The sequence below is a fragment of the Kitasatospora hibisci genome (assembly GCF_043950205.1).
GTDB classification, from domain to species: Bacteria; Actinomycetota; Actinomycetes; order Streptomycetales; family Streptomycetaceae; genus Kitasatospora; species Kitasatospora hibisci.
Window position 1 is genome coordinate 7,619,593 of the sequence record NZ_CP171642.1, and the last position, 14,977, is coordinate 7,634,569.

Here is a 14,977-nt window from a genome sequence, read left to right on the forward strand (position 1 = left end):
GTCGGCGCCGGCCCGTCCGGCGCGGCGGCGGCTCAGGCCCCGATTCCTGCCCGACGCCGAACCCCCGGAGGACCGCCCGCCATGAGTACGTCCGACCCGCTGCCCACGGGCCCGCTGCTGCGCACCCGCGACGTCGAGGTGGTCCGCAACGGACGCCACCTGCTGCGCGGGATCACACTGGCCATCGAGCCCGGCGAGCACTGGGCGCTGCTGGGGCCCAACGGGGCCGGCAAGTCCACCCTGCTCGGCCTGCTCGGCGCCGTCTCCCACCCGACCCACGGTGAGGTGGACGTGCTCGGCCGCCGGCTGGGCCGGGTCGACGTCCGCGACCTGCGCGCCCACCTCGGCCACGTCAACCCGCGCCACCCGCTGCGCTCGCCGCTGACCGTACGCGAGGTGGTGCTGACGGGCCTGGCCAACACCATCGAGCCGGATCTGCACCGCAAGCCCGGCCCGGAGGCCGTCGACCGGGCCGAGCGGTTGATCGAGACCCTCGGCATGGCCGCGGTCGCCGAGTCGCCGTGGCCGACGCTCTCCCAGGGCGAGCGCGGCCGCGCGCTGATCGCCCGCGCCCTGATGCCCAGCCCGCGCCTGCTGCTGATGGACGAGCCGGCCACCGGGCTCGACCTGACCGCCCGCGAGCTTCTGCTGGAGAGCCTGGACCTGCTGCGCCACCAGCACCCGGCGCTGGCCAGCGTGCTGGTGACGCACCACCTGGAGGAACTGCCGGAGAGCACCACCCACGCGCTGCTGCTCCGCGAGGGGGAGTGCGTGGCCGCCGGACCGGTGGACGAGGTGATGACGACCGAGCTGATCAGTGCCTGCTTCGGTCACCCGATCCGGATCAGCCGGCACGAGGGGCGCTGGACGGCGCGTACGGCGGCCCGGCGCGTGCCAAGGGCGTGAGTGGAGCCGCCGAGGGCGCGTCGGAGTGGTGGCGCGCCTGGCGCAGCGGTCGCGCGCCGGGGCTTCGCCGCCGGGGCTCGCGCGCCGGGGCCGCGTAGGGGCGGGGCGGGAGGCGCGCGGGCATCGTGCGGAGCTCGCGCGGAGGTGCGTTCGCAGGTGGGACGAGGGGGCGGGTGGAGGAGTGGCGTGAGGGACCGGTGAGGCACCCCCGTCGTTCGGCGGGGGTGCCTGGCCGAAAATCGTCGGTGGGCTGACGACTCCCCGCTGCCGGGGCGGCCTCCACCTGCACCGATCGAAGTCGGACCCCGGTGTAGACGGCGAAATCGGATGTCCCTAAGGTATGCCTTAGCTAAGTGGATGGGGGCGCCGGACCGGCTTCGGTTCCCGCACCCGCCCGCAGCCCTGCCCCGGTACACCCTGCCCTTCCGTTGGAGCCCGCATGTCCGCCCGTCGTTCCACCGCAGCCACGCTGCTCACCCTCGCTGTGGCGACCGCCGCGCTGGCCGGCTGCTCGCAGAAGAAGGACGACAAGGCCTCCTCCGACGCCGTGAAGGTGAACGCCACCGACACCGCCTGCGAGGTCTCGAAGACCAGCTTCCCGGCCGGCCACGTCGTCCTCGACATCGCCAACAAGGGCTCGAAGACCACCGAGGTCTACGTCTACGCCGCGGGCGACAAGATCGTCACCGAGCGCGAGAACATCGGCCCCGGCACCAAGGCGACCATCAACGCCGAGATCAAGGCCGGCTCCTACGAGATCGCCTGCAAGCCGGGCATGGTCGGCGACGGCATCCGGCAGAAGATCACCGTGACCGGCGACGCCTCCGCCGCGGCCGCCCCGGCGGACCCGCGGCTGACCGCCGCCGTCGACGCCTACCGCACGTACGCGCAGGAGCAGGCCGACCTGACCATCCCGGCCGTCGAGGCCTTCGCCACCGCGATCAAGGACGGCGACGTCGAGAAGGCCAAGTCGCTCTACGCCCCGTCGCGCACCGGCTGGGAGCGCACCGAGCCGGTCGCCGAGAGCTTCGGCGACATCGACCCGAAGACCGACACCCGCGAGGACGGCCTGGAGGCCGGCCAGGAGTGGACCGGCTGGCACAAGCTGGAGAAGTCGCTCTTCGCGGACGCCAAGATCGGTGACGACGAGAAGAAGCTGGCCGACCAGCTGGTCACCGACCTGAAGGACTGGCAGAAGAAGATCCCCGAGGCCGAGATCACCGCGACCAGCATGGCCAACGGTGCCAAGGAGCTGCTGGACGAGGTCGCGACCGGCAAGATCACCGGTGAGGAGGACCGCTACAGCCACACCGACCTCGCCGACTTCGCCGCCAACGTCGAGGGTGCGAAGAAGGCGTACGAGCTGCTGAAGCCGGTCGCCTCCGAGCGGGACGCCGAGCTGGCCAAGACGCTGGACGCGGAGTTCGCCGCGACCGAGGCGCTGCTCGCCAAGTACAAGCAGGCCGACGGCACCTACACCTCCTACGACAAGGTCGCCGACGCCGAGCGCAAGACCTTCTCCGACGCGGTGAACGCGCTGGGCGAGCCGCTGTCGAAGCTGGCCGCCGCCGTCGTCGTCAAGTAGCCCCGACAGCGACACCCCGCACCGAGGACCACCCCCACCCACACCGCCGTGGCGGCCCCCAGTGGCCGCCACGGCATCCGTGAGACAGCACAGAGAAGGGCCCGCCCGCCGATGGACGCCGAGAACGAGCAGCAGAACGGGACGCCGGCCGGTACCGGTGCCACCGCCACCGCAGCCGTCGCCGCCGAGCAGGACGGCACCGGCCGCACCGCGGTCAGCCGCCGCGCCGTGATCGGCTGGGCCGGTGCCGGGGTCGCCCTCGGCGCCGCCGGCGTCGGCTCGGTCGCCGCGGCCACCCGGCAGGACGACCCGGCCCCTGCGGCGGCCGCCGCCGTCGGCGGGGACATCCCCTTCTACGGGGACCACCAGTCCGGCATCTCCACCCCGGTCCAGGACCGGCTCCACTTCGCCTCCTTCGACGTCTCCGCCACCGCGACCCGCGAGTCGCTGGTGAAGATGCTCAAGGAGTGGACGAAGGCCGCCGCGGCGATGACCGGCGGCCGCGAGGTCGGCAGCGGCGCCGCCAGCGGCCTGCCCGAGGCGCCTCCGGACGACACCGGCGAGGCCCTCGGCCTGCCCGCCTCCCGGCTCACCCTCACCATCGGCTTCGGCCCGACCCTGTTCGAGAAGGACGGCGTCGACCGCTTCGGTCTCAAGGCCCGCCGCCCCGAGGCCCTGATCGACCTGCCGAAGTTCAAGGGCGACAACCTCGACCCGCAGCGCACCGGCGGCGACCTCTGCATCCAGGCCTGCGCGGACGATCCGCAGGTCGCCGTGCACGCGATCCGCAACCTGGCCCGGATCGGCATGGGCACGGTGAACATCCGCTGGTCGCAGCTGGGCTTCGGCAAGACCTCCTCCACCACCCCGGACGCCCAGACGCCGCGCAACATGATGGGCTTCAAGGACGGCACCCACAACATCGCGGGCACCGACACCGAGAAGCTCGGCGAGCACGTCTGGGTCGCCCCGGGCGAGGGCCCCGACTGGATGACCGGCGGCTCGTACCTGGTCGCCCGCCGGATCCGGATGCACATCGAGACCTGGGACCGCACTCCGCTCAAGGAGCAGGAGGACATCTTCGGCCGTACCAAGGGCGAGGGCGCCCCGTACGGCAAGGCCAAGGAGCACGACGCCCCGGACCTGAAGGCGATGCCCGAGGACTCGCACGTCCGGCTGGCCCACCCGGACAGCAACAACGGCCTGATGATCCTGCGCCGCGGCTTCTCCTTCACCGACGGCACCGACGGCCTCGGCCGCCTGGACGCCGGCCTGTTCTTCCTCGCCTACCAGCGCGACAGCCGGAAGGCGTTCGTCCCGCTGCAGCAGCGCCTCGCCGGCAGCGACGCGCTCAACGAGTACATCCAGCACGTCGGCTCCGCCCACTTCGCCTGCCCGCCCGGTGTCCGGAAGCCCGGCGAGTGGTGGGGCCAGGCCCTCTTCGGCTGATCCCGTCCCGCACAACCCCGAGGAGAGTGCCTTGTTCGGCAACTACCTGATCGGCCTGCGCGAGGGCCTCGAAGCCAGCCTCGTCGTCTGCATCCTGATCGCCTACCTGGTCAAGACCGGCCGGCGGGACAAGCTGCCGCCGGTCTGGGTCGGCATCGGCTCGGCGGTCGGGCTCAGCATGGCCTTCGGCGCCGTGCTGCAGTTCGGCTCCTCGCAACTGACCTTCGAGGCACAGGAGGCGCTCGGCGGCTCGCTGTCGATCATCGCCGTGGGCCTGGTCACGTGGATGGTCTTCTGGATGCGCCGCACCGCCAGGCACCTGAAGGCCGAACTGCACGGCAAGCTGGACGCGGCGCTGGCCATGGGGACGACGGCACTGGTGGTCACCTCCTTCCTGGCGGTGGGCCGCGAGGGCCTGGAGACGGCGCTGTTCATCTGGTCGGCCGTCCAGGCCACCAACGACGGCTACAACCCGATCATCGGCGCGGCGCTCGGCCTGTTCACCTCGGTGGTGCTCGGCTGGCTGTTCTACCGCGGCGCGCTGAAGATCAACCTGGCCAAGTTCTTCACCTGGACCGGCGCCATGCTGGTCGTCGTCGCGGCCGGCGTGCTGGCCTACGGCGTGCACGACCTGCAGGAGGCCGGCTGGCTCGGCGGTCTGCACGACGTGGCCTTCGACATCAGCAGCACGATTCCGAAGGACAGTTGGTACGGCACCCTGCTGAAGGGCGTCTTCAACTTCCAGCCGGACCCGACCGTGCTCCAGCTGGCGGTCTGGGCGGCCTACCTGGTGCCGACCCTGGCGATCTTCCTGGGCCTGTTCGGCGGCAAGCCGGCCAAGCCGGTCGCGCCGGCGCCGAAGGCGGGATCCGCCAAGTCGGCCGCCTGAGGCGCCCCGGAGGCGCCTGAGGCCCCTTCCCCGCTCGAACCGCCCCGTCCGGCACCACGCCGGGCGGGGCGGTTTCGCGTCCGGCCGTTGCGGGGCCGTGCGTCCGCGGCTCCGTCCGCGGCGGGCCTGGGTGTTCGGCGTCGCGGAACCGTCCGTTCGTCGCTGCGGAACCCTCCGTTCGCCGTTGCGGAACCGTCCGTTCCGACCTCGTGGACGACTTGACGGTCACTCAAGTGTTCACCTCCAGGGTCTACCCGCGTAAACCGATCCAGGGCATGCTGGTTGGCGGCCCGGGCCGCTCCGCCCGGTGGCTTCCGCATGCCCTCACACCACCCTGGAGTCCCTGCATGTCCGCGATACGCACGCCCCGCCGTGCCCTGGTGGCCGTCCTCGGCGCCCTGCTGCTCGCCCTCACCACCCTGCTCGCCGGCGCCGGAAGCGCCGCGGCCGCGCTGCCCACCCCGGTCTCGGCCGCCACCGCCCGGTCCTACCTGGCCTCGATGACGGTGGCCGCGGAGTCCCACGACAGCACCTACGACCGGACGCTGTTCCCGCACTGGATCACGATCTCCGGCACCTGCAACACCCGCGAGACCGTCCTCAAGCGCGACGGCAGCGGCGTGGTGACCGACTCCGCCTGCGCCTCCGTCAGCGGCAGCTGGACGTCCGCCTACGACAACGTCACCACCACCAAGTCCTCGTCCTTCGACATCGACCACGTGGTGCCGCTGGCCGAGGCCTGGCGCTCCGGCGCCTGGTCCTGGACCACCGACCAGCGCAAGGCCTTCGCCAACGACCTGACCCGTCCGCAGCTGATCGCCGTCTCCGCGAGTTCCAACCGCAGCAAGGGTGACCAGGACCCGTCCACCTGGCTCCCGCAGGCCTCCTACCGCTGCACCTACGCCCGCGCCTGGGTGCAGGTGAAGTACTACTACGGCCTCTCCGTGGACAGCGCGGAGAAGAGCGCCCTCGGCTCGATCCTCAACGGCTGCTGAGGAAACGATCCTGCCGGAGTCCGACGACTCCCCGGCACCCGCAAGAGCCGGAGCCCCGGCCGGTACCCGTTCCGGCCGGGGCTCCACCGCGTCCGCGCGGGATCGGGTGGGGACGCCTGGGGACGCCTGGGGGCGCGTGGGGTCAGCCGCTCTTGATGGCGTCCAGGATGTCCGTGCGGGCGGCGCGGTGGGCCGGCCAGAAGGCGGCCAGCAGGCCGATCAGCGCGGCGGCGACCAGGAAGCCGGCGATCCGCAACGGCGGCACCACCATCGTCATGTCCTTGAACACGTTGGCGAGCGTCCGGGTGCCGGCCCAGGCGGTGACGATGCCGAGCAGCACGCCGACCAGACCGCCGAACAGGGCGATCAGCAGGGACTCCAACCGGACCATCCGGCCGACGCCCCGCCGGTCCAGGCCGATCGCCCGGAGCATGCCGATCTCCCGGCGGCGCTCGAACACCGACATCGCCATGGTGTTGACCACACCGAGGACGGCGATCACCACGGACATGCCGAGCAGCCCGTACATCATGTTCAGCACGGCGGTCACCATCTGCCGGCTCTCCGCCTTGATGTCCTTCTCGCCCTTGACGGCGATCAGCGGGTTGCCGCCGGTGGCGTCGCGCAGCGCCTGCTTGAGCCCGGCGTCCTCGCCGTTGGCGCCCTTGACCAGCACCTTGTCCAGGCCGGTGCCGGGCGCGGCGTGCGGGCCGACGACGGAGTCCGGGGCGGTGAGCCCGGAGAGCTCGGTGTTCTGCTCCACCAGGGCGCCGACGGTCAGGGTGCCGCGGGTGCCGTCGGGGTAGGTGACGTCGAGCACCGAGCCCACCGTGAGGTGGTTCCGCTCGGCGTAGCCGGTGGTGGCGAGCAGCTTGCCCTGCTTGAGCGCGTCGGCCGCGCCCTCCCTGACCTTCACGGTGACCAACTGGTCGAAGGCGGCGGCGTCCACCGCGCGGAGCCACGAGGTGTCGCCGTCGGCGACGGCCTTGACCGGGACGGTCCGGATCCCGGTCATCGCGGTGACCCCGGGGGTCTTGGCGATCTGCGGGGCGACCTCGGGGGAGAGCATGGAGAAGTTCGCCATGGCCACGGTGTAGTCGGCCTCGCGGTCGTGCGCGGTGGCCTCGTCGACGGCCTTGTTCACCGAGGCGCCGACCACCGTCAGCGCGGTGATCAGGGTGACGCCGATGGTGAGTGCGGAGGCGGTGGCGGCGGTGCGGCGCGGGTTGCGGACGGCGTTCTCGCGGGCGAGTCGGCCGGGTGTGCCGAACAGCCCGTGCAGCAGCGGGGCGAACAGGGCGATCAGCGGCCGGGACAGCAGCGGGGTGAGCACGAAGACGCCGATCAGCAGGGTGCCCGCGCCGAGGCCGACCAGCTTGACCTCCTTGGTCGCGGCACCGGCCAGCAGGCCGGCCGCGCCGGCGGCGGAGAACAGCAGGCCGATGATGTTCCGGATCAGCAGCGACTTCTGGGTGGCGGGCTGCTCGACCGAGCTCATCGCCGCGACCGGCGCGATCCGGGAGGCGCGGCGGGCCGGCAGCCAGGCGGCCAGCACGGTGACCGCGACGCCGACGCCGACCGACCAGACCACGGTGGACGGGCCGATCACCAGCGGGCCGTCCGGCAGGTTGGCCTCCATCGGCCCGTTGAGCAGGGCACGCAGGCCGGTCGCGATGCCGATGCCGGCGAGCAGACCGCCGAGCGAGGCGGTCAGGCCGACCAGCAGCGCCTCGACCTGCACCGAGCGGGTGATCTGCTTGCGGCTGGCGCCGACGGCGCGCAGCAGGGCGAGCTCCCTGGTGCGCTGGGCGACCAGCATGGTGAAGGTGTTGGCGATGATGAAGACGCCGACGAAGAGCGCGATGCCGGCGAAGCCCAGCAGGGCGGTGGAGAGCCACTTGGTGCCCTCCTGGATCATCCGGTCCTGCTCCGCGGCCAGTTCGCGGCCGGTCCGGGCGTCAAAGGCGTCGGGTTCCGGGAAGGCCTTCTTGACGGCGGCGAGCAGCGCGGTGTCGTCGGCGCCGGGCTTGCCCCTGACGTCGATCTCGGCGTACCGGCCCGGGCTCAGGTAGAGCTGCTGGGCGGTGGCGGTGTCGAACGCCGCCAGCGATCCACCGGAGGCCACGCGCGGGTCGTTGGTGTGCACGGTGCCGGTGAGCCTGAGCTCCATGACCGGGCCGTTGACGGCCACCCGGACGGTGTCGCCGACCTTGTACCCGCCCTTCCCGGCGGTCCTGGCGTCCAGCGCGATCTCGCCGGAGTCGCGCGGCCCGCGGCCGTCGACCAGCGGGTAGCGCGGGTCGGTGCCGTCGGCGCCGGGCACGTAGTTGGTGCCGGTGGTGGAGAAGCCGTCGCCGATCAGCGCGCCCTTCCGGTCGGCGATTCCGGCGAAGCCGCTCACCACGCCGCGCGCGTCGGCGGCGCCGGGCAGGGCGGCGATCGACGTGAGGACGGTGTCGGTGAGGACGGGGCCGTCGTCCGCCGTGCCGCCGTGGTCGTACCCCTTGCCGACGGCACTGCGGTCGCTGACGGTGACGGTGATGTCGGTGTAACTCTTGGCGCTCTGTGAGCGGAGCGCGTTGCCGAGCGTGTCCGTGAAGACGAGGGTGCCGGCGACGAAGGCGGTGCCGAGCATGACGGCCAGAGCCGTCATCAGCAGTCGGCCCTTGTGGGCGAGCACGTTGCGCAGTGCGGTGCGGTACATGGGGTGTCCTGTGGTCTGCGGAGGGGCGGGCTGCTGCGGGTGGGGCGTCAGCTGGTCCGGCCCTTGGCGTCGAAGCGGCGCATGCGGTCCAGGACGGTGTCGGCGGTGGGGTGGGTGAGTTCGTCGACGATGCGGCCGTCGGCGAGGAAGACCACGCGGTCGGCGTAGGCGGCGGCGACGGGGTCGTGGGTGACCATGACGACGGTCTGGCCGAGTTCGCGGACGGAGTTGCGGAGGAAGGAGAGGATCTCGGCGCCGGAGCGGGAGTCGAGGTTGCCGGTGGGTTCGTCGGCGAAGACGATGTCGGGCTTGCCGGCGAGGGCGCGGGCGCAGGCGACGCGCTGCTGCTGGCCGCCGGAGAGCTGGCTGGGGCGGTGGGAGAGGCGGCCGGAGAGGCCGACGGTGTCGACGACGCGGTCGAGCCAGGCCTTGTCGGCCTTTCGGCCGGCGATGTCCATCGGGAGGGTGATGTTCTCCAGGGCGGTGAGGGTGGGGAGGAGGTTGAAGGCCTGGAAGATGAAGCCGATGTGGTCGCGGCGCAGCTGGGTGAGCTGCTTGTCCTTGAGGCCGACGAGTTCGGTGTCGCCGATGGTGGAGGAGCCGGAGGAGACGGTGTCGAGGCCGGCCATGCAGTGCATGAGGGTGGACTTGCCGGAGCCGGAGGGGCCCATGATGGCGGTGAACTCGCCCTGGGCGAAGGCCACGGTGACGTTGTCGAGGGCGACGACGCGGGTCTCCCCCTCCCCGTAGACCTTGTTCAGGCCGGTGGCGCGGGCGGCCGCCCGGCCGGTGCGGACGGCGGTTGCGGGCATCGTCACGGGGAACTCCTGCGGGGACGGATTCGGATGATCGTGTTCCGTTCAATCCTCCCAATCCGCGCAGGTCGGAATTGTCGCCCCGGGGTACGGAGGCTCCCCGCCGTCCCGGCGGGACGGCGGGAAGCGCTCTCCTCCTCAGGTATGACACGGACCCCCGAGGCCACGGTCCCCGAGGCCGTAGACCCCTGGGGCTGCGGACCGGGGCCGGCCCTCGGCGGGCCCCGGCCCCCGGGCTAGTCGATGGCGACGCCCCACCGCACGGCGAGGCCGGCCAGCCCTCCCGTCACCGCTTTCCCGGACGGGGTGAACGTCCAGGCGCCGCCGCGCCGTTGGAAGGAGCCGACCAGCATCGCGGTCTCCGGCATGCCGCCCGTCGTGGCCACCCAGCGCTCCGGCCCGGTGGCGTGCGGGCCGTACGAGCCGGTCAGGGCCAGCCCGTGCACGTAGCCGAGCGGCAGGGCGGGCGGGTCCTCCTCCTCGGTCGAGACCGCGACGACCACCTCGTCCGCCCCGGCCGGCAGCCGTTCCGGATCCAGCGTCAGCTCGGCGGTCCGGACCGGCTCGCCGGGCACCGAGCGGGTGGGGTGGAGGCGCACGGCGCCGTCCGGGTCCTGCGGGTTGTTGAAGAACACGAAGTGCTCGTCGCCGACCACCCGCCCGCTCGCGCAGACGAAGGCCGAGACGTCCAGCTCCACCGCGTCCCCGCCGGCCGTCCGGCTCTGCCAGGACAGCCGCACGGTGGTGGCGGGCTCCGCGGCCTCGGCGGCGTCCGCCGCGGCGGTCCGCCGGGGCGCGGCGGACCCGCCGCCGCCGAGCCGCCCGCGCAGGCCCTGCTCCGCCAGCAGTTCGACCAGCTCCGGCCCGCTCACCAGCGTCAGCGGCTTGTTGCGGATGTACTCGTAGGAGCCCGGCCCGAATCCGGCCGTGGTCACCAGGATGCCCTTGATGGCGCCGTGGTGGCGCACCGTCGAGTCCAGGTCGCGCACGGCGGTGGGGGAGACCGTCGAGCGGTACCGCTTGGCCTGGATGACGATCCGTCCGCCGGTCACCGGATCGAGGTCCTCCGCTACCACGTCCACGCCCGCGTCGCCGCTGCGGGCGGTGGTCATCACCCGGAACCCGCGCAGCCGGAACAGCTCGGCGATCAGCTCCTCGAACTCGATCGGGTCCATCTCGAAGAGGTCGGGCTCCTCCTCCTCGCCCTGCCCGGCCACACTGCCGCCGACCGTCTCCGGCAGCCGGTCCGGCCGCACCTCGTCCAGCCGCTCCGGCCGGGCCGACAGCTTGCCGCCGAGCCCCTGGAAGCACTCCACGGCCGCCACCCGGTCCAGCGCCAGCCCCGCGAACTCGGCCCGGTCCACCGTCACCGTGGACAGGAACCTCTCCGCCTCCCGGCCGGTCGCCGGGTCGATCCCGCGGACGAAGCCGTTCAGCACCACCGAGGCCAGCAGCCCGTCGCCGTCCGCCCGGAACAGCTCGGTCACCACCCGCAGCGCGCTCTGCGCCAGCACCTCCTTGTAGAGGGCCTTGCGCTCGGTGGCCGGGCGGGCCACCTCGGCCTCCCGGTCGTCCGACTTCACGTACCGCACCCGCGCGCTCGACGGCACCACGTCCGCGGCCGGCAGCTCCCAGTTGACCACCAGCTGGCGGGTGGACGCCTCCCAGGCCGCGACCAGCCGGTGCGGGAAGCCCTCCGGCCAGCCCGCCGAGCCGTACAGCACGGCGCTGAAGTACTCCTGCACCGCCTCCGCCTCGCCGGCGCGCAGCCGGTGCAGCAACTCCCGGGTTCCGGCGACCCGTTCCTCGTCCTGCCGGCGGTGCTGGGCCACCCACTCCAGGTACTGGCCGTGGTACTCGGCCAGCCGGCGCTGCCGGTCCGCCTCCGCAGCCTGTGCCGCGTACCAGTCCTGCTCGAACCGGGCCCGGGCCTGTGCCACGTACTGCTCGTACTGCTGCCACACCCCCGGGTTGCGCGCCTGCACCGGGTCCGGCGGCGGTACCTGGTAGCGCGCCTGGTCCGGCATCGGCACCGGCTCGCCGAGCCGGCCCGGCTCGAACGGCGGCAGCGTGCGGGGCGCCAGCAGCGCCTGCGGGCTGAACGCCGGTCGGCCCAGCCCGGCAGCCAGCAGCCCGCGCAACTCCTCGATCCGGCCGTCCAGTTCGGCCGTCCGCCGGGCCGCCTCGGCCTCCCGGGACTGCTGGTACGCCCGCAGCGCCTCGCGCTCGCCCCGGGCCGCCGCCCGCTGGGCCTCCCGGGCCTCCCGCTCGCGGCGCCGCTCCTCGGCCGCCTCGGCGCGCCAGCGGGCCTCCTCCCGGCGCTGCTGCTGCCGCTGCGCCTCCGCCCAGACCGTCAGCACCCCGTCGTTCCGCCGCCCCGCCACCGTCCACCCCTTCGCTCCGCACCCGACCGGCGCGGCGCCGGCCTCCCGACCGCGCCGCCCACCGCGCCCGCCACAATAGAACGTGAACGGGCGAACCGGCGAAGCCCCCTGTGACCTGCGGCGGCGTCAGGAGAGGGTCACGGCCGGCCCTGCGGATCGGGCGGCATCTCGCCGACCGGCTTCCGGTCCGCGGAGGTGTGGAAGGCCTGCGGTGCCTCGTCGAAGCCGGACTCCCCCGCGATCGCAGGCCGGGTGGGGCCGGGGGAGCCGGGTCGGTCGAGCGGTACGCGTGCACGAAGGGGATCCTCGCGCTGGTCGGGACCGATCCTCGCCCGGGCGGTGCGCCGCGCCGGTCCCCTCGGGAGTGGGCGCGGTGGGAGGTCGAGCGGACGTCCGCGTGCCAGCGCCACTCGTACGGCGGGGCGGCCGGGCGGTTCGGCGTGGCCGGTGACCCGGAAAGCAGGGCCGGCCGGGGTCCGGCGGCGTCGGGCGCGCCGTGCAGGCTCTCGGCGGTGAGGCGCAGGACGAGCGCGAGGTCGCCGGGGGTGGCGGGGCCGGCGTCGGGGGCGGTGGCGCCGGCGCGTGCGTCGGGACCGGGGGCTGTCCGGGGGGGTGCCGGTCCCGATGTGGCCGTAGCCGTCGCGCTCGACCGCCAGGATGCCCCGGGGGGTATCTGCTACAGTCGAAGTCATATACCCCTGGGGGTACACCGTGAGACATTGCGAGAAGGAGCGAGCACGTGTTCTTCGTCGACACCCTGGAGATCGAGGGCCTCGGCAACCGCAGCTACCTCGCCGGCGGCCCCGGTGGGGCGGTCGCCGTCGACCCGCCGCGCGACATCGACCAGGTGATCGCGGCGGCAGCCAGGCGCGGCGTCCGTATCTCCTACGTGGCCGAGACCCACGTGCACAACGACTACGTCACCGGTGGACTGGAACTGGCCCGGCTCACCGGTGCCCACTACCTCGTCCCCGCCGGGGCCGACGTCTCCTACCGGCGCGTGCTGGTCCACGACGGCGACGACTTCGACGTCGACCCGGCGGCAGGCCTGAGCCTGCGGGCCGTCGCCACCCCCGGCCACACCCCGCACCACACCGCCTACGTCCTCAGCGAGCAGGGCCGCGACGTCGCCGCCTTCACGGGGGGTTCCCTGCTGATCGGCACCGTCGGCCGCCCCGACCTGGTCGAGCCCCGGCTCACGGAGAGGCTCGCCCGGGCCCAGCACGCCTCCGCCCACCGCCTCGCCGACCAGCTGGCCGACGAGGTCCCCGTCCTGCCGACCCACGGTTTCGGCAGCTTCTGCTCCGCCGGTCAGGCCGGCACCGACGCCACCACCGTCGGTGCCGAACGGCGCCGCAACGACGCGCTCGTCAAGGACGTCGACACCTTCGTCGCCGACCTGCTCGCAGGCCTCGACGACATCCCCGCCTACTACATTCACATGGGCCCGGTGAACAGCGCCGGGCCCGCGACGGTCGACCTCACCCCGCCGAGCCTCGCCGACCCCGCCGAACTCGCCCGGCGCCTCGCCGCCGGCGAGTGGGTCGTCGACCTGCGCGCCCGTGCCGCCTTCGCCGCCGGGCACCTGGCCGGCTCCTTCAACTTCGAGGGCGACGGCAAGCTCGCCACCTACCTGGCCTGGCTGATCCCCTGGGGCAAGCCGGTCACCCTGCTCGCCGAGAGCCCGGCGCAGCTGGCCGCCGCCCAGCGCGAACTCGTCCGGGTCGGCATCGACCGCCCCGCCGCCGCGGCCACCGGCGACCCGGTCGGCTGGCCGCGCCCCGGCGAGCAGCTGCGCACGTTCCGGCGTGCCACCTTCGCCGACCTGGCGAAGGCGCTCACCGAGGACGAGCCGCCGCTGGTCCTCGACGTCCGCCGCGACGGCGAACGGACCGCCGGCCGGATCGACGGCACGCTGCACATCCCGCTGCACCAGTTGCACCGTCGCAGCGGCGAACTGCCCGAGGGCGTCCTCTGGATCCACTGCGCCGGCGGCACGCGCGCCGGGATCGCCGCCTCGCTGCTGGACGCCGCCGGGCGGCAGGTCGTCGCCGTCGACGACGGCTTCGGAGCGGCGGACGAGGCCGGGCTGCCGATCACCACCGGCGCCGAGGGCGCGGCGGGCGCCTGAGCGGCGCGCGCCGCCGGCACCGCCTGCCCTGGCGGCACCCACTGCACTGCCCGTACCACCGCACCACCCGGAGCCACGCCCATGCACCTCCCTCACGGCCCCCGACGTCACGCCTCCCGACCGCCCTCCGCCCGATCGCCCGGGCCCTCGGCCCGCCGAACGGTCGCCCGGCGCCCGCGGCCCGGCGCGGCCGGGCGAACACCCCGGGCCGTACCCGCGGGCGCTCCGCCCGGGCCGGGCAGCGTCGGCCCCCCGCGTCCCGCGGCCCCGCACCCCGGGCGGTGCACGTGATCACCGTGGTACTGGCCCTCGCCGCCGGGGCCGTGGTCGGGCTCGTACTCGGAGGCCTCGGCGGGGGAGGCGGCATCCTGGCCGTCCCCGCACTGATCTACCTGCTCGGGCTGAGCCCGGCCGCCGCCACCACCGCCGGGCTGATGATCGTCCTGGCCACCTCGGTCTCCGCGATCGTCGCCCACGCCAGGGCCGGGAACATCCGCTGGCGCGTCGCCCTCGCCTTCGCCGCCGCCGGGCTGGTCCCCGCCGCCCTCGCCGGAGCCGCCGCCGCGCGACTGCCACAGTCGCTGCTCACAGCGGCCTTCGCCCTGGTGGCGGCGCTGGCGGCGATCCGGATGCTGCGCCCGGCCCGGCAGCGGGAGGCCGTGACGGCCCGCCCGGCACGGGCGGCCGCCACCGGGGCCGGGCTCGGCGCCGTCACCGGACTGCTCGGAGTGGGTGGCGGCTTCCTCGCGGTGCCGGCCCTGGTGACCGCGGTCGGCCTGCCGATGGAGGCCGCCGTCGGCACCAGCCTCCCGGTGATCGCCGTGAACGCCTCGGCCTCCCTCGCCACCCGCGGCGGCGCCGGCTCAGGCCTGGACTGGGCGGTGATCGCGCCCTTCACCGCCGCCGCCGTGCTCGGAGCCTGGGACGGCAAGCGGCTGGCGGGCCGCTTCTCCGGCTCCACCCTGCAGCGGGTCTTCGCGGGCCTGTTGCTGGCCGTCGCGGCCGTCATGGGCGCCGACGCGGTCCTCTGACCCGAATCCGCAGGTAGTGCGGCGTACGTCGGGCTGATACGGCGACAGGTGCCCGTGCTGGTTTGAGATGATCGAGGTTCTCTACGCC

At 73.8% G+C, this 14,977-nt stretch carries 10 protein-coding genes; 7 read left to right on the plus strand and 3 right to left on the minus strand.

Annotated elements, in window-relative coordinates; genetic code table 11:
- Nucleotides 1-81: 81 nt before the first annotated feature.
- From ACF9IK_RS33165 to ACF9IK_RS33185, 5 genes are all read left to right on the plus strand, one after another.
- Nucleotides 82-906 carry an ABC transporter ATP-binding protein gene (locus ACF9IK_RS33165; protein ID WP_395297763.1) on the plus strand — a complete coding sequence of 275 codons (825 nt, stop codon included), beginning with the start codon at nucleotides 82-84 and terminating at the stop codon, nucleotides 904-906.
- Nucleotides 907-1,345: 439 nt separating this feature from the next.
- Entirely contained in the window at nucleotides 1,346-2,491 is a 1,146-nt protein-coding gene (gene efeO, locus ACF9IK_RS33170; RefSeq protein ID WP_395297764.1) for an iron uptake system protein EfeO, read from the plus strand.
- 111 nt (nucleotides 2,492-2,602) lie between these two features.
- Nucleotides 2,603-3,940, plus strand: a complete 1,338-nt coding sequence (efeB, locus tag ACF9IK_RS33175) for an iron uptake transporter deferrochelatase/peroxidase subunit (RefSeq protein WP_395297765.1) — start codon at nucleotides 2,603-2,605, stop codon at nucleotides 3,938-3,940.
- Nucleotides 3,941-3,971: 31 nt separating this feature from the next.
- Nucleotides 3,972-4,829, plus strand: a complete 858-nt coding sequence (gene efeU / locus ACF9IK_RS33180; protein WP_395297766.1) for an iron uptake transporter permease EfeU — start codon at nucleotides 3,972-3,974, stop codon at nucleotides 4,827-4,829.
- 347 nt (nucleotides 4,830-5,176) lie between these two features.
- Nucleotides 5,177-5,824 (plus strand): HNH endonuclease family protein, encoded by a 648-nt coding sequence (locus ACF9IK_RS33185; RefSeq protein ID WP_395297767.1) that lies wholly within the window; start codon nucleotides 5,177-5,179, stop codon nucleotides 5,822-5,824.
- A 142-nt stretch (nucleotides 5,825-5,966) separates the two neighbouring features.
- Here ACF9IK_RS33185 and ACF9IK_RS33190 read toward each other — a convergent pair whose 3' ends face one another.
- The 3 genes from ACF9IK_RS33190 to ACF9IK_RS33200 form a co-directional block, all read right to left on the minus strand.
- Complete coding sequence (locus tag ACF9IK_RS33190; protein WP_395297768.1) at nucleotides 5,967-8,528, minus strand: ABC transporter permease; 2,562 nt, start codon at nucleotides 8,526-8,528, stop codon at nucleotides 5,967-5,969.
- 47 nt (nucleotides 8,529-8,575) lie between these two features.
- Nucleotides 8,576-9,346, minus strand: a complete 771-nt coding sequence (locus ACF9IK_RS33195; RefSeq protein ID WP_395297769.1) for an ABC transporter ATP-binding protein — start codon at nucleotides 9,344-9,346, stop codon at nucleotides 8,576-8,578.
- Between the two features lie 233 nt (nucleotides 9,347-9,579).
- On the minus strand, nucleotides 9,580-11,727 hold the full coding sequence (locus tag ACF9IK_RS33200; protein ID WP_395297770.1) for a restriction endonuclease: 2,148 nt from the start codon (nucleotides 11,725-11,727) through the stop codon (nucleotides 9,580-9,582).
- 739 nt (nucleotides 11,728-12,466) lie between these two features.
- On the opposite strand from ACF9IK_RS33200, the gene ACF9IK_RS33205 reads away from it, so the two are divergent.
- Both ACF9IK_RS33205 and ACF9IK_RS33210 read left to right on the plus strand, forming a co-directional pair.
- Entirely contained in the window at nucleotides 12,467-13,858 is a 1,392-nt protein-coding gene (locus ACF9IK_RS33205) for an MBL fold metallo-hydrolase (protein ID WP_395297771.1), read from the plus strand.
- A gap of 287 nt (nucleotides 13,859-14,145) precedes the next feature.
- Nucleotides 14,146-14,889, plus strand: a complete 744-nt coding sequence (locus ACF9IK_RS33210) for a sulfite exporter TauE/SafE family protein (protein WP_395297772.1) — start codon at nucleotides 14,146-14,148, stop codon at nucleotides 14,887-14,889.
- The last annotated feature ends 88 nt before the right edge of the window (nucleotides 14,890-14,977 follow it).

Coding starts and splice junctions, on each gene's coding strand:
- efeB (WP_395297765.1), top strand. CDS start 2,603: ATGGACGCCGAGAACGAGCAGCAGAACGGGACGCCGGCCGGTACCGGT.
- ACF9IK_RS33190 (WP_395297768.1), bottom strand. CDS start 8,528: ATGTACCGCACCGCACTGCGCAACGTGCTCGCCCACAAGGGCCGACTG.
- efeO (WP_395297764.1), top strand. CDS start 1,346: ATGTCCGCCCGTCGTTCCACCGCAGCCACGCTGCTCACCCTCGCTGTG.
- ACF9IK_RS33165 (WP_395297763.1), top strand. CDS start 82: ATGAGTACGTCCGACCCGCTGCCCACGGGCCCGCTGCTGCGCACCCGC.
- ACF9IK_RS33185 (WP_395297767.1), top strand. CDS start 5,177: ATGTCCGCGATACGCACGCCCCGCCGTGCCCTGGTGGCCGTCCTCGGC.